At 33.1% G+C, this 19874-nt stretch carries 19 protein-coding genes and 1 riboswitch; of the genes, 12 read left to right on the top strand and 7 right to left on the bottom strand.

Going from position 1 to position 19874, the window contains the following annotated elements; genetic code table 11:
• The first annotated feature begins 4 nt into the window (after positions 1-4).
• The 6 genes from CD032_RS01650 to CD032_RS01625 all read left to right on the top strand — a co-directional run bounded on the left by CD032_RS01650 (position 5) and on the right by CD032_RS01625 (position 6254).
• A complete protein-coding gene (locus CD032_RS01650; protein WP_046467653.1) occupies positions 5-1120 on the top strand; it encodes a SulP family inorganic anion transporter in 1116 nt (371 codons plus the stop codon).
• A gap of 6 nt (positions 1121-1126) precedes the next feature.
• A complete protein-coding gene (locus CD032_RS01645; RefSeq protein ID WP_019468899.1) occupies positions 1127-2251 on the top strand; it encodes an amidohydrolase in 1125 nt (374 codons plus the stop codon).
• Positions 2252-2327: 76 nt separating this feature from the next.
• A complete protein-coding gene (locus tag CD032_RS01640; RefSeq protein ID WP_019468900.1) occupies positions 2328-3209 on the top strand; it encodes an SDR family oxidoreductase in 882 nt (293 codons plus the stop codon).
• A gap of 104 nt (positions 3210-3313) precedes the next feature.
• Positions 3314-3925 carry a flavin reductase family protein gene (locus CD032_RS01635; RefSeq protein WP_019468901.1) on the top strand — a complete coding sequence of 204 codons (612 nt, stop codon included), beginning with the start codon at positions 3314-3316 and terminating at the stop codon, positions 3923-3925.
• Between the two features lie 86 nt (positions 3926-4011).
• A riboswitch (SAM riboswitch) is annotated at positions 4012-4112 on the top strand.
• A 113-nt stretch (positions 4113-4225) separates the two neighbouring features.
• On the top strand, positions 4226-5521 hold the full coding sequence (locus tag CD032_RS01630; RefSeq protein ID WP_019468902.1) for a Na+/H+ antiporter NhaC family protein: 1296 nt from the start codon (positions 4226-4228) through the stop codon (positions 5519-5521).
• A 226-nt stretch (positions 5522-5747) separates the two neighbouring features.
• Positions 5748-6254 carry an SRPBCC family protein gene (locus CD032_RS01625; RefSeq protein ID WP_019468903.1) on the top strand — a complete coding sequence of 169 codons (507 nt, stop codon included), beginning with the start codon at positions 5748-5750 and terminating at the stop codon, positions 6252-6254.
• An 82-nt stretch (positions 6255-6336) separates the two neighbouring features.
• Here the strand turns inward: CD032_RS01625 and CD032_RS01620 are convergent, their stop codons facing one another.
• Positions 6337-7116 carry a MurR/RpiR family transcriptional regulator gene (locus CD032_RS01620; protein ID WP_019468904.1) on the bottom strand — a complete coding sequence of 260 codons (780 nt, stop codon included), beginning with the start codon at positions 7114-7116 and terminating at the stop codon, positions 6337-6339.
• A 212-nt stretch (positions 7117-7328) separates the two neighbouring features.
• On the opposite strand from CD032_RS01620, the gene CD032_RS01615 reads away from it, so the two are divergent.
• On the top strand, positions 7329-8927 hold the full coding sequence (locus CD032_RS01615; protein WP_103211129.1) for an alpha-glucoside-specific PTS transporter subunit IIBC: 1599 nt from the start codon (positions 7329-7331) through the stop codon (positions 8925-8927).
• A gap of 823 nt (positions 8928-9750) precedes the next feature.
• On the opposite strand, the gene CD032_RS01610 is transcribed toward CD032_RS01615, so the two are convergent.
• A complete protein-coding gene (locus CD032_RS01610; protein ID WP_019468348.1) occupies positions 9751-10281 on the bottom strand; it encodes a hypothetical protein in 531 nt (176 codons plus the stop codon).
• Positions 10282-10537: 256 nt separating this feature from the next.
• Between CD032_RS01610 and CD032_RS01605 the strand changes: the two genes are divergently transcribed.
• The 3 genes from CD032_RS01605 to CD032_RS01595 all read left to right on the top strand — a co-directional run bounded on the left by CD032_RS01605 (position 10538) and on the right by CD032_RS01595 (position 12471).
• A complete protein-coding gene (locus CD032_RS01605) occupies positions 10538-11452 on the top strand; it encodes a bile acid:sodium symporter family protein (RefSeq protein ID WP_064264018.1) in 915 nt (304 codons plus the stop codon).
• 179 nt (positions 11453-11631) lie between these two features.
• Positions 11632-12276, top strand: coding sequence for an HAD family hydrolase (locus CD032_RS01600; RefSeq protein WP_103211128.1), 645 nt, complete (start codon positions 11632-11634; stop codon positions 12274-12276).
• Between the two features lie 3 nt (positions 12277-12279).
• The gene (locus CD032_RS01595; RefSeq protein WP_019468345.1) at positions 12280-12471 is read left to right on the top strand and encodes a hypothetical protein; all 192 of its coding nucleotides are present in this window, start codon (positions 12280-12282) and stop codon (positions 12469-12471) included.
• Between the two features lie 73 nt (positions 12472-12544).
• Here CD032_RS01595 and CD032_RS01590 read toward each other — a convergent pair whose 3' ends face one another.
• The 3 genes from CD032_RS01590 to CD032_RS01580 all read right to left on the bottom strand — a co-directional run bounded on the left by CD032_RS01590 (position 12545) and on the right by CD032_RS01580 (position 14028).
• Positions 12545-12730 carry a hypothetical protein gene (locus CD032_RS01590; protein WP_019468344.1) on the bottom strand — a complete coding sequence of 62 codons (186 nt, stop codon included), beginning with the start codon at positions 12728-12730 and terminating at the stop codon, positions 12545-12547.
• Positions 12727-13086, bottom strand: coding sequence for a hypothetical protein (locus tag CD032_RS01585; RefSeq protein WP_019468343.1), 360 nt, complete (start codon positions 13084-13086; stop codon positions 12727-12729). Before CD032_RS01585 ends, CD032_RS01590 begins: the two co-directional genes overlap by 4 nt.
• A 111-nt stretch (positions 13087-13197) precedes the next feature.
• The gene (locus CD032_RS01580; protein WP_019468342.1) at positions 13198-14028 is read right to left on the bottom strand and encodes a formate/nitrite transporter family protein; all 831 of its coding nucleotides are present in this window, start codon (positions 14026-14028) and stop codon (positions 13198-13200) included.
• Positions 14029-14337: 309 nt separating this feature from the next.
• Between CD032_RS01580 and CD032_RS01575 the strand changes: the two genes are divergently transcribed.
• Both CD032_RS01575 and CD032_RS01570 read left to right on the top strand, forming a co-directional pair.
• Positions 14338-15726, top strand: a complete 1389-nt coding sequence (locus tag CD032_RS01575; protein ID WP_019468341.1) for an amino acid permease — start codon at positions 14338-14340, stop codon at positions 15724-15726.
• Positions 15727-15952: 226 nt separating this feature from the next.
• The gene (locus CD032_RS01570; RefSeq protein ID WP_019468340.1) at positions 15953-17392 is read left to right on the top strand and encodes an alkaline phosphatase; all 1440 of its coding nucleotides are present in this window, start codon (positions 15953-15955) and stop codon (positions 17390-17392) included.
• 128 nt (positions 17393-17520) lie between these two features.
• Here CD032_RS01570 and CD032_RS01565 read toward each other — a convergent pair whose 3' ends face one another.
• Positions 17521-18396, bottom strand: coding sequence for a MurR/RpiR family transcriptional regulator (locus CD032_RS01565; protein ID WP_019468339.1), 876 nt, complete (start codon positions 18394-18396; stop codon positions 17521-17523).
• Positions 18397-18399: 3 nt separating this feature from the next.
• Positions 18400-19839, bottom strand: a complete 1440-nt coding sequence (locus CD032_RS01560) for a PTS transporter subunit EIIC (RefSeq protein ID WP_019468338.1) — start codon at positions 19837-19839, stop codon at positions 18400-18402.
• Between the last annotated feature and the right edge of the window lie 35 nt (positions 19840-19874).

Below are 19874 nucleotides of genomic sequence, written 5' to 3'. Positions count from 1 at the left end.
GAATATGCTTACAGGTATATTACTTGCACTTGCATTGTTGCCTGGAGCAATTGCTTTTTCATTTATAGCAGGCGTGACCCCAACAATCGGTATGTTAAGTACTGGTTTGATGATGCTCGTACTCAGCTTGACTGGCAATAGAACACTGATGGTTTCAGCACCAAGTAGTGGTGTATCATTAGTCGTAGCCCCTTTAGCAGCAAGTCATGGGATGCAAGCAGTCATATTAGCCACATTATTTATGGGAATCATTCAAGTTATATTGGGATATTTTCAAATTAATAAATGGTTAGAATTGATACCAGTAGGTGTGGTAATTGGATTTATGAATGCTTTAGGAATACTATTATTCACATCTCAGCTAAAGAATATCTTGGGAATTTCTTTTGCAACGTATATTGTTGCAATCGTGTCATTTTTAATTATTTGGTTGGGCAATCGATATATCAAAATTATACCTGCACCATTAATATCAATCATAATATTGACTATATTTTCGTGGATATTAAAGCCTGATATTAAATATGTGCATGATTTATCTTCAATACATATTAAACTGCCTTATCCAAGCATTCCTACTGAAATATTAAATGTTAATTTCTTCTTAACTGCGTTGTTATATGGGTTAATGATGGCTATTGTTGCAATTGTTCAAACGACTTTAACAGCAGGTATGGTGGATGAAGTAACCGCTACAACAAGTGATAAAAATCGTGAATCGATAGGTCAAGGTATAGCCAATTTTGTAGTAGGATTATTTGGTGGTTATGGTGGAAGTGCGCTTGTTGGGCAATCACGTTTTAATGTGACAATGGGTGCGAATTCTAGAGTTTCGACATTTGTTACCGGTAGTTTTTTACTGGTAAGTTTATTTGTTTTTGGTGAAATTATAGGACATATTCCGATGGCTGTTTTAGCTACTGTACTTATTACCATTTCATTGAACACATTTGATCGACGCACAATACCTTTTATACGCCAAGCGCCTTTAATAAATGCTTTCATCGTAATACTAACGATGGTGCTTATCCTAATTTCTAATAATTTAGCGCTCGGAGTAGTGATTGTAACAATACTATATTATTTTTTAAAACGTTTTATAAATTTAGAAAGGACGTGACATGTAATGCCACAATATGAAGAATATGTAAAGTGGAGACGTACATTTCATCAGTTTCCTGAATTGTCGGATGATGAATATGAAACAACGAAACGATTAAGACGTATTTTAGAGAGTTATGAAATTAAAATTTTAGATATACCTTTGGAAACTGGATTGATTGCAGAAGTAGGACAAGGAGATTCATTTGTTGCTGTTAGATCAGATATTGATGCATTACCAATTAATGAAGAAGTTATACATGAATTCACGTCAACTAATGAAGGCATCATGCATGCTTGCGGGCATGATATCCATATGGCAAGTATTTTAGCAGTAGCTACAAGATTAAAAGAAATTGAAGGTCAATTAAAGGGCAGGGTACGTTTTATTTTTCAACCTGCCGAAGAGCTGGGCTATGGTGCTGTTAAATTAGCTGAGTCAGGTGCCATTGATGGCACAAAAGCAGTGCTAGGTTATCATAATTATCCTACCATGGATATAGGTTCATTAGCAGTGAAATCCGGTGCTGTGACATCTTCTGTAGATCGTTTTGAATTTAAAATTAAAGGTAAAGGTGCGCATGCAGCAAAACCTGAACAAGGTAATGATCCAGTCATCGTATTAGGTCAATTAATCAATAGCGTTCAATCCATCGTGAGCAGAAATTTATCTGCTTTTGATAATGCCGTGGTAACGATAGGAGAAGTATCTTGTGGTAACACATGGAATGTTATTGCAGATCAAGCTTATGTACAAGGTACAGTGAGAAGTTTTGATGAGCGGATTCGTACATTCATTGAAAAAAGGTTGAGAGAAATTGGTAATGGACTGGCAGAAGTATTTGATGTTGAAATTGAAACAGAATATATCCGTTTGCCAGGCGCTGTTATCAATGACGAAAAATTAACAGAGGATGCAATTAACGTTGCTAAGCAAGTGGGTTATAATGTGAATATAATGGAACAGCCATTAACCATTGGTGAAGATTTTTCTGGTTTTGCCAATAAGTACCCAAGTGTATTTGTCTTTATTGGTTCGAATAGTGAGTATGATTTACATCATCCAAAATACGATCCCGATGAGCGTATTTTAGAAAAAGTACCAGATTACTTTGTAACATTTGTACAGAAATTATTAAATGAATCTTAAAGTAATAGCTATGTTATGGAGGATTTAATTTGGGTAAAAAATAATTATAATCATTATTTTTGAGGAGGATTATGCCATGGCGTTTCAAGATCCTAGAACGAAATATTCAAATGCAGATTTTCCAAAACAAGAGCAAGCTGTTCCAGGTTTACAAAAAAATTTAAACCCTAAACCAGATTGTGGAGAAACTTCATATATTGGTTACGGTAGATTGAAAGGTTTAAAGATGTTAGTAACAGGGGGAGATTCAGCTATAGGTAGGGCTGCTGCGATAGCTTATGCTAAAGAAGGTGCTGATGTTGCGATTAATTACCTGCCATCAGAACAAGAGGATGCTGAAGAAGTAAAAGAAATTATTGCATCGGCTGGACAAAAAGCTGTTCTAATACCGGGTGATTTACGCAATGAACAATTCAATTATGAGTTAGTAGAGCGTGCATATCATGCGTTAGGTGGATTAGATAATGTTACACTCGTAGCTGGTCATCAGCAATACAGAGATACGCTTAAAGACTTTGATACAGCATCATTTGCTGAAACTTTTGAAACGAATGTGTATCCAATATTTTGGACAGTACAAAAAGCAATCGATTATCTGGAACCAGGCGCTACAATTACGACAACATCATCTGTACAAGGTTATAATCCTAGTCCTATTTTACATGATTATGCAGCTTCAAAAGCTGCAATCATATCGTTGACTAAAAGCTTGTCTGAAGAATTAGGTGCTAAAGGTATCCGCGTTAATTGTGTCGCACCAGGACCATTTTGGTCACCACTTCAAATATCAGGTGGACAACCACAATCGAAAATTCCTACATTTGGTCAAAAAGAAGTACTTGGTAGAGCAGGCCAACCTGTAGAATTAGCTGGTGTGTATGTTCATTTGGCAGCTGACGAATCAAGTTACACAACCGGTCAAGTATATGGCGTTACGGGTGGTACACAACTAGATTAATTTGATAGATGGCTATTTCAAAGTGATTAGTGCTTAAATGAACGGTTTACGCACTGACATTTTGACATAGCCACTTTTTATTTATGAAAGGAAAGTGAATTTCAGTGAAACATTTTAAAGCAAGCCAATTGTCTAAAAGGCAAAATTATAAATTATTGAGTGGCAGTATCATACCTAGACCTATAGCATTTGTTACGTCTCAAGATAAAAATGGCAAGTTAAATGCGGCACCGTTTAGTTTCTTTAACGTAGTGAATAGTGCACCACCGATGATTATGATTTCTACAGGACGTTCGAAAGGCAAACGTAAAGACACTTCGCTTAATATTGAAGAGACTGGAAATTTTGTAGTGCACATTACTGATGAAACAAATGTAGAACAAATTAATCGCACAGCTGCACCATTGGAGCGTAGAGAAAATGAATTAGAACGCACAGAATTAACCCTTGTTGACTCGGAACTTATATCTGTACCTGGCATTGAACAAGCAAGAATACGTATGGAATGTAAATTAGAGCGGATGATTCCTTTAGGAGATGCTGAAGAGGGATCGGATCTAATTATTGGTGAGGTATTGATGTTTCATATTAATGAAGATGTATATTTTGAAGACAGTAAGATAAATGCACAAGCACTAGAAGCCGTGTGCCGATTAGCCGGAAATGATTATGCATCAATCGGTGATACATTTACAATTGTTAGACCAACAGAGTAATATTTGAGTTAAAGTATTATTTCATATTACAAATATATAATTGACGAAGTCGCATGAATAGTGTACTGTTATAAAATAAATAAAATAGCTTATCTAGAGAAGTGGAGGGACTGGCCCTTTGAAACTTCGGCAACATGGTGATGCGTGTGCCAATTCCAGTAGCATAAATTGTGCTAGAAGATAAGATTAAAGATGTAACGATTTACTCTTTTCTTCTACAAGAAAAGAGTTTTTTATTTTTTATGGCAAGTATATTAAATGATTGATTATAAATGTAATGATAAGGAAAGTAGGTTTTGTATGGCGGAAAATAAAAAAGGTAATGCATGGGCGCTTGTACCACTTATCATATTTGTTGGAATATTTTTAGGTGTGGGCGTTATTACTGGGGACTTTTCAATAATGCCACTTAATGTTGCAATCATTATTGCATCTATCGCAGGCTTATTGATGAATAGAAAAGAAACATTTTATAAAAAAGTAGATGTGTTTACAAAAGGTGCAGGGCATTCAAATATTATTTTGATGATGTTAATATTTCTACTTGCGGGTGCTTTTTCTCAAACTACAGAAGACATGGGTGGAGTCAAGTCAACGGTTAATTTAGGACTATCCTTCATACCAGAGAACTTAATTATCGTCGGTTTATTTATCATTTGTATGTTTGTTTCTCTTTCAATGGGTACTTCAGTCGGCACAGTTGCAGCTATAGCACCAGTTGGCTTTGGTTTAAGTCAGGCGACGGATGTCTCTGCAGCGATTACAATGGCCACTGTAGTAGGTGGGGCAATGTTTGGTGATAATTTATCAATGATTTCTGATACTACAATTGCTGCAGTACGTACTCAAAAGACTAAAATGAGTGATAAGTTTAAAGTGAACATAAAAATTGTATTACCGGGTGCGATATTCACTGTTATAGCGCTCTGGTTTTTAACGCATGGTGCTCAGATAGATACAACAAAATCATATGATTATAATTTTATTAAAGTTATTCCATACTTATTGGTATTAATTTTAGCGTTAGCAGGCATCAATGTAATTATCGTATTGATTGGTGGTACCGTATTATCTGCCATTATTGGAATAGTTGATGGATCATTTAATTGGTCAGGCTTGCTTAGTTCGATTTCAAAAGGAATTGTTGGCATGGAAGATATTGCAATTATTGCGTTATTAATTGGCGGACTTGTAGCATTGATACAACATAATGGTGGTATAACGTGGTTGTTGAATTTTGTACGCAATAGGGTTAAATCAAAGCGTGGTGCAGAATTAGGTATAGCAGGACTTGTAAGTGCTGCTGATATATCAACTGCCAATAATACAATTTCGATATTAATGGCAGGTCCCTTGGCTAAAGATATAGCGGACGAATACGATATTGATCCAAGAAAATCTGCAAGTATTTTAGATATGTTTGCAAGTTGTTTCCAAGGTTTATTACCTTATAGCCCACAAGTTATAGCAGCGGCAGGTGTGGCGTCTATTTCACCAGTTTCATTAATGCCGTATTCAATTTATCCTATCATTCTAGGTATTTGTGGACTAATTGCAATCTTCTTTAGATTACCAAAATTAAATAAAAAAAATTGATTATAGGGAAGGGCGTCGGTTTATACCATTTGAATATAGACTGACTGCCCTGTTTTTAATAAAAAAGAGGGTAAAATTTTGACGTTTACTGACTAATAACGATAGAATAAATAAGCTGTCACTTTTATAGTGAAAATCAAAGGAAGTTGGATTTCATAGTATTATTGTTTAGAAGTCTAGTATAATGAGTTAGAATAGTAATAAGAGTGAAAGTAGGTGAACAATCATGGCTAGATACAATGTGGAAAATGAAAATGTAGAAATTCAATTGGAACGACTTTTTAAAGTTGAACCTGAATTAGTATATCAAGCTTGGACCGAGCAACGATTTCTTAAACAATGGTTTATGACAACTGAACGAACGAATAAATCAATAGAAATAGATGCTGTACAAAACGGTGGCTATGAAATTATTGATGTACGTAAAGGAAAAGAAAATATAGTAGAGGGTTCATATGTTACATTGAACCCAAATGAATATATTGTTATGACTATAGGTATGCCTGAATTAAGTGACTCTGAAGATACAATCGAAGTTGAGATGTTTGAAAGAGAACCAGGTATTACCCAAATGATTTTTAGTTACACGGCTTATGTGCCTAGAGAACGTAGACTAACATCGTTAGAGTATAAGCAAAAGAAAAAGGAATATCATGATTCCACTGCGCACGGTTTTGAAATGTTATTTGATAAGCTTCAAACAACGCTAGAAGCTTATGAAGAAGAACAATAAAATCATTATATCAATTCAACTGAGCTAAATAAAAAAGTAGTGGAACTTAGAGGCTGAGACAATTAACTTGTCCAGCCTTCTTTTATTTTATAGATTCATTATTGGTAAATTGACCATATTGTTTGCGCTCATTAAACTTACGCAGTAGCGTTTCAAAAAATATATGATAACTGATAAAACTGGAATAATCGATGCCATTTGTTAAATAAAAAGTATTACTTGAAACGTAAATATTATAATTTGCTTTTTGAGCTAATGTGTTATCTTGGAGCGTAGTAATAGAAATAAAATATTTTTGACGCAGTTGCAGTAAATTCGTTATGTCAGATAAATGATCTGTCTCTCCGGATAAAGAAATAATAAAAAATAAATCATTATCAGAAGCTTTATTTAATACCATTTTAAATTCATGTACATCGTGTAGCACAATAATATTTTTATGTATGGTTAATAAAATTCTTTGAGCTTCTTGCGCAACGTTCATTTGTGCTACACCTGTGCCATATAAGTATACCGTTTCAGCTTGATATATTTTGTCTGTAACTAGGTCGTAATCAATACGCTCTAAATAAGTGAAGGTATTTTCAATTTCTTGCTTAAAAGCGTTCATAGAGTCAGAAGGTAATTGATGAACTTGTTCAGATTCGAATTTTAAGTATGATTTAAAATCACTATAGCCATCAAATCCTAACTTTCGAGTGAAACGATGGATACTTGCATTTGATGCATGGGTATAAGCCGCTAAGTCTTGTATTTTCATTGTTTTACAATCTGATATATGTGTGTTTATAAAATGAGCGATTTGTAGGTCATTTTCATTTAATTTATTAAAATTATTGTTAATACGTTCATCTAAAAGCAATAGTCTCACCTCAAATTTTTGAAAATATTTTCACGTTTTGAAAATATAATCTTATTGTACAAAATTGTTCGTAATAGCGTCAAACTATTGTTTGTATGTAAGCGTTTACTATAAAATCGAAGATAAATTGATATTTAATCATTCGAACTGATAAACACTTTATAATTATAAATGGATAGTTTCAGAAATTTAGAAAGAAGGGGGAACTTTATATGAACGCAATAAAGAGATTTGGGAGTGCAATGATTGTACCTGTATTGATGTTTGCATTTTTTGGTATTGTACTCGGTTTAGCGACGCTATTTAAAAATCCTTCAATAATGGGGAGTATTGCAGAAGAAGGTACGAATTGGTTCAAAATATGGTCAGTGATAGAGTCTGGTGGTTGGACAATATTTAATCACATGGAAGTGGTGTTTGTTGTTGGACTACCCTTATCCTTGGCCAAAAAAGCACCTGGACATGCAGCATTAGCAGCATTAATGGGATATTTAATATTTAATACTTTTATCAATGCCATATTAACGCAATGGCCACATACATTCGGAGCAAATTTGGATAAAGGTGTGGAAAATGTAACGGGGTTAAAAGCGATTGCTGGTATAGAAACATTAGACACAAATATTCTAGGCGGTATTATTATTTCAAGCATTGTGACATGGATACATAATCGATTTTATAGCAAAAAATTACCTGAAATGCTTGGTGTATTTCAAGGTTTGACATTTGTAGTGACGATTTCATTTTTTGTCATGTTACCGATTGCTTTAATTACTTGTATTGTATGGCCAACGGTACAAAACGGTATTTCTTCATTGCAAGGTTTTATTATTGGATCTGGTTATATAGGTGTTTGGTTGTATCATTTCTTAGAAAGAGTATTGATACCAACAGGATTACATCATTTTATTTATGCACCAATAGAAGTAGGTCCTGTTGTTGTGAATCATGGGTTAAAAGCTGAATGGTTTGAACATGTAAATGAATTTGCTAAAAGTAAAGAGCCATTAAAAGAATTGTTCCCGTATGGTTTTATGTTACAGGGTAACGGGAAAGTCTTCGGCTCAATTGGTATTGCTTTAGCAATGTATGCAACGACACCGAAAGAAAATAGAAAGAAAATTGCAGCATTGTTAATTCCAGCAACATTGACAGCGATTGTTGTTGGCATCACTGAACCATTAGAGTTCACATTTTTATTTATAGCACCTTATTTATTCGTTTTACATGCAATTTTAGCAGCAACAATGGATACGTTAATGTATGGTTTTGGCTTAGTAGGTAACTTTGGCGGAGGGTTATTAGATTTCTTTGCTACGAATTGGATACCTTTGGCACAGAATCATTGGTTAACTTATGTGATACAAATTGCAATTGGTTTAGGTTTTACTGCAATTTATTTCTTTTTATTCAAGTTTTTAATTGTAAAATTTAATATTCCACTTCCTGGACGTCAAAAAGGCGATAAAGATATGAAATTATATAGTAAAGATGATTATAAAAATAAGGATGGTAAAACAGAAGTTACTAAAAAAACTGGTTCAACAAATGAGTTTGAAGATAAAGCAATATATTATTTAGAAGGTTTGGGTGGAAAAGAAAACATTAAAGATGTCACAAATTGTACGACGCGTCTAAGATTGACAGTGAATGATGTCAATAAAGTTGAAGATAGTGATTACTTTACGCATAGACAAATGGCTCATGGTTTAGTAAAAAGTGGGAAAAATGTGCAAGTAGTAGTAGGGATGTCTGTACCACAAGTAAGAGAAGCATTTGAAAATTTAGTATTTGAAGATAAAAATAATTAATAAAAAGGTTGCATATAAAACTATGCTCAAAAAAGGACTAATCCATATGAAAAAAATGGATTAGTCCTTTGATATGGATAACTTGTGATTTTGATCGTGCATGCTTGCCTGGGGGTATGACTCGAGCCTGTAGTCTCTCGATCATATCATTTCCCTGGGCGTCAGCACGATGCAAAATCGTTTGAAATATTTCTCAAGATATAAAAGCAAAGGCTCATTTAAAACAATTCATTAATCCTAATAAATTAATGATGTTCTTATTTTATAAAGTTAATAACATAGTTAGTTTGAAATTATAAGTAATAAAGAATTGGTCCTTTTGATATGGATCTTGTGATTTTGATCGTGCATGCTTGCCTGGGGATATGAACTCGAGCCTGTAGTCTCTCGATCATATCATTTCCCTGGGCGTCAGCACGATGCAAAATCGTTTGAAATATTTCTCAAGATATAAAAGCAAAGGCTCATTTAAAACAATTCATTAATCCTAATAAATTAATGATGTTCTTATTTTATAAAGTTAATAACATAGTTAGTTTGAAATTATAAGTAATAAAGAATTGGTCCTTTTGATATAACTTGTGATTTTGATCGTGCATGCTTGCCTGGGGATATGACTCGAGCCTGTAATCTCTCGCTCATATCGTCAGTACGTAACGAAACACAAAAAAGTCAATTTCTATATAATTACAATAAAAATTGACGTTTATGTTTAAGCATTAGATGTTGATACTTTAGACTCATATTTATTTATTTATTTGCGGTGGAAATGAAACAAATCGAGATTGTTGTTTATATTAGTGATATTGTGCATGTGTGTACTTTAAGAAATCCTAGTTTTATGCATTAAACGTGGTTGATAGGTCGCACTATAAATATCAATGTTGTGTGTCGCGATAGCGTGAATTAATTTAGAAAATACTGTAGGTGAACAAGAAACGTTGATGGTATTTCGATTGAAGGTATAAACAATAGTTTCAGTGTGATTGAGTAAATTCATAATATCGATAACTTTATCTTTAATAAAAGCATCGTGAAGGCCGTCAACAGCGATTTCGAAACGTTTAGATGATAATAATAAATGATCTAAGTCTAATAATTCATGTGCATGATTATTTTCTAAAATTTGATAGATTAAATAATTGTGGAAACTGAGAAAACTAATTAAATAAGGTAGTTGTTGCTTGGGTAAATTCACTTCTAAAGCATATAAATGATTTTTTTTGAAAATAGTAAACTTGAATGATTCACAAAAGTGTACTTGTTTCAAAAGTTTTAACAAATTTTTGCGGATATGACGTTTATTTAAACCACTGATGTTTAATACAAACGTTTCAGTTTTATCTAAAAACATATTATACCTCCATATCTATATAAAGTGACGTACGTATATTAAAAATAATATTCTACTGCACTTAAAATTGTACATGTTTTAAATTCTATTAAATTGTACCACTCTTTTTAAAAGAAGACACTAGGTCTTTAGAACGAAGTATAAAATTTGTTAAAAATTGCAAATTTTAAATTCATAATATTTAGAAAATTCTGTTGTTTCAAGGCTTAAAGTATGATACATTCTTCTTTATTAATACAGAGAGGGAAGTGTTTAGATGTTATCAAAAGTAAGTAAGTTTGCAACGAATACGTTCTTAATATGGATGCTTATTGCAGCTATCATTGGTTTTATATTTCCAGCGCAACTTGCTACTTTAAGTAGTTGGGTACCTTATTTACTAGGGATTGTTATGCTAGGTATGGGATTAACCATAGATCCTAAAGATTTTAAAATTATATTTCAAGCACCTAGATCAGTAATTGTCGGAGTGATATTGCAGTATACAATTATGCCTTTAAGTGCATTTTTAATTGTCAAACTGTTTCATTTGCCTCCGGAAATTGCTATTGGTGTGATTTTAGTTGGATGTTGTCCGGGTGGTACATCTAGTAATGTTATGAGTTACTTAGCAAATGCAAATGTTGCTCTGTCAGTTGCTATTACTAGTGTTTCAACATTGCTAGCTCCATTTTTAACACCAGCGTTAATATATTTATTTGCGCATGAATGGTTGCAAGTTTCATTTATTAGTATGTTTTGGTCTGTAGTTCAAGTCATTTTAATACCAATAATCATTGGTTTTGTACTTCAAAAAGTATTTAAGAAATTTGCTGATACGACTGCTACTGCATTGCCAATTGTTTCTGTTGTAGCTATTTCATTGATACTTGCGTCTGTAGTTGGTAGTAGTAAAGCACAAATTTTGGCCACTGGTTTACTTATTTTTGCGGTTGTCATTCTTCATAATTTGATTGGATATGTATTGGGGTATACATTTGCCAAAATCTTAAAATTAGATCGACCGGATAAAAAAGCAGTATCAATAGAAGTAGGTATGCAAAACTCAGGATTAGCAGTTTCTTTAGCCACAGTACATTTTAATCCATTGTCTGCAGTGCCAGGTGCGGTATTTAGCTTAATACATAATATTACAGGACCAATACTTGCAAAATACTGGAACAAAAGGTAAGTATATCTGATTTTAGTTTGAAATTAATAAGGAATTCATAACTAAGATGAAAACATTAATATTTTGTGTTTTCATCTTAGTTTATTTTATCAGAGGCGTTGGCAGGCTAGAGAAGTGGAAAGTATGATACACTGACAATAATTTGATTTTATCATGCTTATTTTAGAGGAGGGTAATGTATGTATCGCGCAGTGATATTTGATTTTGATGGAACAATTATTGATACAGAAAAACACTTGTTTGAAATAATAAATAAACATCTAAATCATTATGGTTTGGAGGAAGTTAGTTTAGATTTTTATCGACAATCCATCGGAGGTTTGGCTTCAGATTTGCACCAATACCTAGAGGTTCAACTCGGATCAGAACGCAAGAAAGCAATTTATCAAGAGCATAATGAAACAAGTATACATTTACCGATTGTTACGCATATGAAACAACTTATGGATTATTGTAAAGTGCGCCATATACCAATGGCTATTGCGACAAGTAGTTTTAGAAACGATATTAAACCCACATTCGATCAATTGGGCTTAGATACGTATATCGATGTAGTTGTTGGAAGAGAAGATGTAGAAGAAATAAAGCCAAGTCCTGAACTATATTTAACAGCAGTTCAAAGATTAAATTATAACCCAGTTAATTGTTTAGCCATAGAAGACTCGGTCAATGGGGCAACCGCAGCGGTAAATGCTGGTTTAGATGTGATTGTAAACACGAATGATATGACGGAAAAACAAGATTTTAGTAACATAGCCTATGTAGGTAAAGATTTATCAGGTACAGCAATCATTGAAAAATATTTTGAAAAAAGTAGAGGCTAGTGTATGAATGGATATTTAATTCTCTTTTTTTTAGGCGGTCCAATTATTTTAGCAATCGGAAATTTAGTTTTAGGTCCAATCTTTAATAAAAAAGTTCCGTTAAAGATACAATTTCGCTCATTCATGGTTGGAAGCTTTGTTTACTTATTAGGAGCTTTGGTTTTATATTTTCTTGTTTTACAAAATCAATTTTAATTTAAAACCCCTTATTTTGACATTGAAACATGTGTCAATAAGGGGTTTTATAATATAAAATGAAAATGATAGCTTATTTTAAAAATTGAAGTATTAGTGTCACAATAACTAACACGAGTAAAATAGAATCTATCCCTACCATAATTGCAAAACGTGGATTTTTTTCTCCAGTAGCTTTAGATTTTTTAACAGCTTTTAAATTAGGAATTAAACTTACGCTTAATAAAATGATAACAACAATACCAATGAAAATGCTCACGATTTATCACCACCATTTTTATGAGTATCTATAAATTCCCATAGATAACCCGCTATTATACCAATAATTAGTCCAGTTATAATACCGATTTTCAAGGCAGAAAACATAGCGCTGATAATGATTGCAATGAGTAGTGAAATAGGTAAAGTAATACCAAATTTATATTTTCGTTCTGGTGAATTTACAATAGTGAAAATTAAATAATATAGTATCCCGAATACAACAATCGTAAGTAAACTTTTTAGCACTAAATTTCCGGCAGAAACATCACTATCACTAAAATAATTGATCAGGAAAAATAATATGCCAAATATAATTGAAACTGTGATTGTTCGTTTCAATAGATGTTTATTCATATTGAACTCCTTTATAATAAAATCTATTGAGCATTATATCATATAAAATTAGGAACTATAACTTCATAAATACTAGACTTTAACTTTCAATTGCAATAACTTAAGCTGTAGTTAATGAATTTTGTTGTTTTGATATTGCTTATGATCATTTAAATAAGCATAGAACAAGCCTATAACCAAGCCACCACCGATATAATTGCCAATGCCTGCACCAAGCAAATTGATTAAAGCAGGTAAGACTGAAAGAACATCACTTTGATATACGACACCGCCTGCGAATAATACAGTATTATAAACAACGTGCTCATAACCCATAAATGCGAAAATTGATACACCAAACATCATGACAAACATTTTTGCCAGAACATCGTCTATTTGCATCGCTATGACAAGGGAGATGTTTATAAAGAAATTAGCAAAAATACCTTTTATAAGAATGGCGACAAAACCTGCAGTTAATGTTTTATGGTCAATTGTAGCTTCTAATTGTTGCATCATCTCAGGAGTCATTATATCTGAGGAACGTATTAATAAAAAGAATATTAATCCACCTAGAGCATTACCAATAAAACAAAGTGCAAAAATTTTAAAAACACGGAATGGCGAAATGACTCGATAATAAAGGCCTACTGTAAAATACATAAAGTTACTTGTTAATAATTCGGAATTTGTAAAAAGTATTAATACTAATGCAAAACTGAATGCAATCGCACCCACTAAATTTGTAACACCCATTGGAACATCGGATGCTAATGAGCCTTTAATGAGTAAGACAAAAACTGTTATCACGCCTAAGATAAATCCAGCCATAATGGCACGTAGCAGATAGCGTTTTAAATAAAAACTTTGCAATATATCTTTAGCACGAATTGTCTCTACGACATGATGGACCCAAGCTTTACCATAAAAAACTTTATCCCATTTGATATTTTTTTCGTTCAAAACTTTATCCTCACTTTCTATTAATTAAAAATATTATACTATGTTATAACATTTTTGTGAAAGAATTCACAAAATAATCATAATTAAATAGTGCGGATTAATTAACTTATGAGAATATTTAATTGTTCACTATAATATCAAAAATAAAATTTACATTGCGTTTTCTCACAAAGTAATCTAAAATAAAAACATATGTAAGGGCTTACATAAACAAAAAATAATTGTTTTAATTTTTAGAATTTATAGTATAATAGCGTCATAATAAGTGAATTATTTTCACTTATATTTGAATGAGATGGGGTTTGAATGATGAATGAGAATAATGAATTACAAAGGGGACTAGGTGCACGTCAAATGCGGATGATAGCACTTGGTGGAACAATTGGTGTCGGACTCTTCATGGGGGCGACAAGTACAATCAAGTGGACAGGACCTTCAGTAATATTTGCATATTTAATAGCAGGTCTGTTTTTATTTTTAGTAATGAGAGCTATGGGGGAAATGGTATATTTACATCCAACCTCAGGTTCATTTGCAAACTTTGCAAGTGATTACATAAATCCAGTTGCTGGTTATCTGACAGCATGGAGCAATATTTTCCAATGGGTTGTTGTAGGTATGAGTGAAGTTATCGCCGTTGGAGAATATATGAATTATTGGTTCCCTGATTTACCACAGTGGATACCAGGTATAATTGTAGTATTATTGTTGGCAGGTGCTAACTTAGTGTCAGTTAAAGCATTTGGTGAATTTGAATTTTGGTTTGCAATGATCAAAGTAGTAACAATTATTTTAATGATTATCGCAGGATTCGGTTTGATATTCTTTGGTCTTGGTAATGGAGGAGAAGCTATTGGACTATCTAATTTATGGTCACATGGTGGCTTTATGCCTAATGGTTGGATAGGATTCTTCTTTGCACTTTCTATTGTAATTGGTTCTTATCAAGGTGTTGAATTAATCGGTATCACTGCTGGTGAAACGAAAGACCCGCAAAAAAATATTAAAAGTGCGGTTAATGGTGTTATATGGCGTATATTAATATTCTATATCGGAGCTATCTTCGTTATTGTAACTGTTTATCCTTGGGATGAATTAGGAAATATCGGCAGTCCATTCGTTGCAACATTTGCAAAAGTAGGTATTACATTTGCAGCAGGACTCATTAACTTTGTAGTTTTAACGGCAGCGATGTCTGGATGTAACTCTGGTATATTTAGTGCTAGTCGAATGACGTTGAACTTATCGCAAAAAGGAATGTTACCTAAGTTTTTCCGTAAAGTTATGAAAAATGGTGTTCCTATTTGGACAGTAACTGCAATCGCAATCGGTATTTTAATTGGCGCATTATTGAATGTTATTTTGCCTTTATTCATTAAAGGTGCGGACAGCATTTTTGTTTATGTATACAGTGCCTCAATTTTACCAGGTATGGTACCGTGGTTTATGATATTAATTAGTCATTTAAGATTCAGAAAGAATCACAGTGAAGAAATCAAGAATCATCCGTTTAAAATGCCAGGCGGTGCAATAACAAATTATATTACAATGGCGTTCTTTATCATGGTGTTAATAGGCATGTTATTTAATAAAGAAACAGTTGTTTCAGTTGTTATTGGTATCGTATTCTTAGGTTGTATGACATTGTTCTATTACTTGAAAGGCTATCATAAATTAAGTGATGATCAGCAAATTTAAATAATAAAGCAAAACGTAAAACAGTAGGCTGTTTTACAATCTACTTTAAAAAAGCCATAAATGATGCATTTACTTGTATCATTTATGGCTTATTTTGTTATCGACAATATCGTAAGTATGATTACACTAATGTTTTACAAAAAATTAACAATATAAAAATACTCACTCAAAACTCCTGCTTTAGAATAAAGCTGAAGTCATAATACATATTTAAAGGAGTTATTATATGAAAATACTTAATAAACTAGCTATTGCTACAATTGCAGGTACAATTATTGCCGGTTCATCATTAGGGAGTGGACAAGGGATTTATGCATCAGGGAAAAAAGATGAAACTAAAGATTCAAATCAGAATTCTGATGTAGCTTACATGGGCAATACAAAAAACCCTAAAAACGTCATCTTTTTAGTTGGTGATGGTATGGGACCTTCGTATAATGCTGCTTATCGCTATTTTGCAGATAATCCAGATACTAAAGAAATGGATCAAACCGCTTTTGATAAATATCTAATAGGTAGTCAGCGTACAAATCCAAATGATCCAAAAGAGAATGTTACTGATTCTGCAGCCGGTGCAACCGCATTTAGTTCAGGACAAAAAACATATAATGGTGCTATTGGTGTCGATGCCAATAAAAACAATGTTAAAACAGTTTTAGAACAAGCTAAGGAAAATGGTAAATCAACTGGTCTAGTATCTACTGCTGAAATTACAGATGCTACACCTGCTGCATACGCTTCACATGTAGATGATCGTGATAAAAAGGATGAAATTGCTAAACAATTTTACAATGACAAAATTAATGGCAAACATAAAGTAGATGTACTACTGGGCGGGGGCGCTGAGTATTTCGGTAAAGATAACGGCAACTTAAAAAATAAATTTAAAAAAGATGGTTACGATGTAGTTACTAATAAAAATGAACTACAAAACTCTAAAAGTAAACAAATATTAGGATTATTTGCAGATAATGATATGCCATTAGAGATAGATGCACCAGATAAAAATCCGAAATTAGTGGATATGACAGATAGTGCTGTAAACAAATTAAAACAAAACGACAAAGGGTTCTTTTTAATGGTAGAAGGCGCTTCTATTGATAAATCTGGACATCCAAATGATGTAACAGGGGTAATGTCTGAAATGTCTGGATTTGAAAAATCATTTGAATATGCTATGAATTACGCAAAAGAGAATCCAGATACGCTTGTGGTAGCCACTGCAGATCATTCTACAGGTGGTATGTCTATAGCGAAAGGTAAAGATTATGTTTGGAATCCAGATGCTATTCACCAAATGAAACATTCAGGTAAATATATGACTGAAGAAATCAGCAAGGGTAAAAACGTGGAGAAAGTGATTAAAGACGGCTATGGTTTCGAAGTTTCACAAGATCAAATTAATAAAATAAAAGATGAAGCTAAAAAACTTAAAGACCTTAAAAAAGACGAAAAAGCATATGAAAGTCAATTACAAAAAGTTCAAGATGCAGTACAAAAACCGATTAATGACGAATCTCATACTGGTTGGACTACAAATGGCCATACGGGAGAAGATGTAAATACTTATGCATATGGTCCTGGTAGTGATAAATTTAAAGGAAATATTGATAATACAGATAATGCCAAAAATATTTTCGACTTTTTCCAAAAAGATGTAAAGTAATGATGTAATAAACAAATAATGTTAAGGCTAGATTAAAAAAGAGAACGACATAGAAATCCTTTATAAAAATGCGATTTCTATGTCGTTCTTGTTTATTATGTTATTTAAAAAGTAATATTAGCATTGTTTTAGTGTTTAAATTGGATTTTTGATAAATGTTTTCGATAATTATCAAGTGCCATTTTGGACTGTGTGATTGAATCCAATGAGCGTTGATAATTTAAAGCAATAAATCGATAATACAGTATATCTACAGTAAAAAGTTGCGCAAACAAAGACGTTGTTGCGGCCATGCGTAGTTCATTCTCATCTGTTTGACCATAAATTAAAGTATAATCAGAAACTTTAGCTACAGGATTATTGTTCGAGCTTGAGATCGTAATGATAGGTATATTATAGTCTGTAGCAACTTTTGCCATAGATTGCATTTCACTATGACTACCCTGATTGGTCACGAAAATAATACAATCTTGTTCATCATGTGTAGCCATGGTAGTCATTAATAAATGCGTTTCTTGTATTAAGCGCACATTTAAACCGATGCGAGACAATTTTTGATATAAATCTGTGACAATGACGAGTGATGCACCATAACCAAATAAGAATATAGTACGCGCATGTTTCAATGTATCGCAGATATCATCGATGTTATGTTGCTCAATTTGTGACGCAACACAACTCATTGTATCGGTTGCTCTAGCTAACATTTTAGATTTGATAATATCGACTGATTCATTATCAATTAATTCCATATGATTATTGTTAATTGCATCTTCAGGCAAATAACGTGAAATTGTAATTTTAAGTTCTTGAAAGCCTTTTTCTGTGATTTTCTTGCTAAAACGTACAATTGAAGCAGTACTTGTATTAATTTCATTAGAAAGGTCTTGGACAGACATATTAATAATACGATGCGGTTCATTTAAAATAAAATCAGCAATTTTCTTTTCACTTTTTGTAAAAGTTTCATAAATGTTATCAATTTTATAAAGTACGTTGGTCATAGTTTAACCACCTAAGTTATCAGATTCTCTCATTGATTTTGTTGTACCTAAAAAGAAGGTGAAGAGGAAACCACCAATGTAAGCAGCGATTAATCCTGCAATATATCCTAAGTACATATGATCTGAAATCAAAGGTAACAATGAAATACCACTTGGTCCAATAGCATTGGCACCGATGTGTCCGATACCACCAACTACTGCGCCGCCAATACCACCACCAATACATGCTGTAAAGAATGGTCTGCCAAGAGGTAACGTAACCCCATAAATTAAAGGTTCACCAATACCGAGGAAACCAACAGGAAGTGCACCTTTAATTGCATTTCTCAAAGTAGTATTTTTCTTACATCTTACCCAAAGTGCTAATGCGGCACCAACTTGTCCTGCTCCTGCCATGGCAGCAATAGGTAATAAGTAAGTAGCACCGGATTGATTAATCATCTCAATATGAATAGGCGTAAATATATGATGTAATCCTAACATAACTAATGGTAGGAAGAAAGCACCAATGATGAAGCCGCTAAAAACACCACCGATATCAATAACGCCATTTACTACGGATACTAAACCATCAGAAACAAAGCCAGCTAATGGCATAATGATAAAGATCGTTGATAAGCCGATAACGAATAAAGTGATCGTGGGTGTTACGATGATATCTATGGCATTTGGTACAATTTTATGTAATCTCTTTTCTACGAGACTCAATAACCAAACTGCAAAGATAACACCTATTATACCACCTTGTCCTGCTTGTAAAGGTTCACCTGTGAAAATATTAGTAATCATATTTTCTTCTGTTAAACCTGTTAATAACGTTGTCCCACCAATAACGCCACCTAAACCTGGTGTTGCACCAAATTCTTTTGCAGCGTTTATACCAGTGAAGATTGCTAAATAAGCTAACATACCATCTTTAATTACATTAAAAACAGTGACAAGTTGCGTAATCCAAGCACCTGATATAACCTCGGCCGCAAGTAAATTGCTTAAAACTGCACCAATACCACCAATTAAACCTGCGCCAATAAATGCTGGAATCAATGGGATAAATATATTTGCGATTGTTTTTAAAAGTTTATTGAACTTACCGCGTTTTTGCTTGCTTTGAAAAGCTGCCTTGTTTTCTTTAGCTCTTGATTCAGTTTCAGCTTTATAATTTTTATCTTGGTGTGGAATGGTTTCACCTAAACGCACACCACTCATTTCAGATATATGATCAGCTACTTTATTAACTGTGCCAGGCCCAACGACCACTTGCACACGGTCGTCTTTGACCACACCCATAACGCCGTTAGTAGATTTTAATTTATCATAGTCAACTTTGTTTTCATCGTGCACTTTAATTCTAACGCGCGTCATGCAATTTATAACATTTTCCATGTTCTCTAAACCGCCAACTGCATTTACAATGTTTTCTGCAAGTTTTTGTTCTTTAGACATCGTAAAACCCTCCTAGTATACATAAATTATTTTAA

It is taken from the genome of Staphylococcus cohnii subsp. cohnii (assembly GCF_002902365.1).
GTDB classification, from domain to species: domain Bacteria; phylum Bacillota; class Bacilli; order Staphylococcales; family Staphylococcaceae; genus Staphylococcus; species Staphylococcus cohnii.
This window is presented reverse-complemented; position numbering and strand designations above follow the sequence as displayed.

Coding starts and splice junctions, on each gene's coding strand:
- CD032_RS01650 (WP_046467653.1), top strand. CDS start 5: ATGCTTACAGGTATATTACTTGCACTTGCATTGTTGCCTGGAGCAATT.
- CD032_RS01645 (WP_019468899.1), top strand. CDS start 1,127: ATGCCACAATATGAAGAATATGTAAAGTGGAGACGTACATTTCATCAG.
- CD032_RS01640 (WP_019468900.1), top strand. CDS start 2,328: ATGGCGTTTCAAGATCCTAGAACGAAATATTCAAATGCAGATTTTCCA.
- CD032_RS01630 (WP_019468902.1), top strand. CDS start 4,226: ATGGCGGAAAATAAAAAAGGTAATGCATGGGCGCTTGTACCACTTATC.
- CD032_RS01625 (WP_019468903.1), top strand. CDS start 5,748: ATGGCTAGATACAATGTGGAAAATGAAAATGTAGAAATTCAATTGGAA.
- CD032_RS01615 (WP_103211129.1), top strand. CDS start 7,329: ATGAACGCAATAAAGAGATTTGGGAGTGCAATGATTGTACCTGTATTG.
- CD032_RS01610 (WP_019468348.1), bottom strand. CDS start 10,281: ATGTTTTTAGATAAAACTGAAACGTTTGTATTAAACATCAGTGGTTTA.
- CD032_RS01605 (WP_064264018.1), top strand. CDS start 10,538: ATGTTATCAAAAGTAAGTAAGTTTGCAACGAATACGTTCTTAATATGG.
- CD032_RS01600 (WP_103211128.1), top strand. CDS start 11,632: ATGTATCGCGCAGTGATATTTGATTTTGATGGAACAATTATTGATACA.
- CD032_RS01595 (WP_019468345.1), top strand. CDS start 12,280: ATGAATGGATATTTAATTCTCTTTTTTTTAGGCGGTCCAATTATTTTA.
- CD032_RS01585 (WP_019468343.1), bottom strand. CDS start 13,086: ATGAATAAACATCTATTGAAACGAACAATCACAGTTTCAATTATATTT.
- CD032_RS01575 (WP_019468341.1), top strand. CDS start 14,338: ATGAATGAGAATAATGAATTACAAAGGGGACTAGGTGCACGTCAAATG.
- CD032_RS01570 (WP_019468340.1), top strand. CDS start 15,953: ATGAAAATACTTAATAAACTAGCTATTGCTACAATTGCAGGTACAATT.
- CD032_RS01565 (WP_019468339.1), bottom strand. CDS start 18,396: ATGACCAACGTACTTTATAAAATTGATAACATTTATGAAACTTTTACA.
- CD032_RS01560 (WP_019468338.1), bottom strand. CDS start 19,839: ATGTCTAAAGAACAAAAACTTGCAGAAAACATTGTAAATGCAGTTGGC.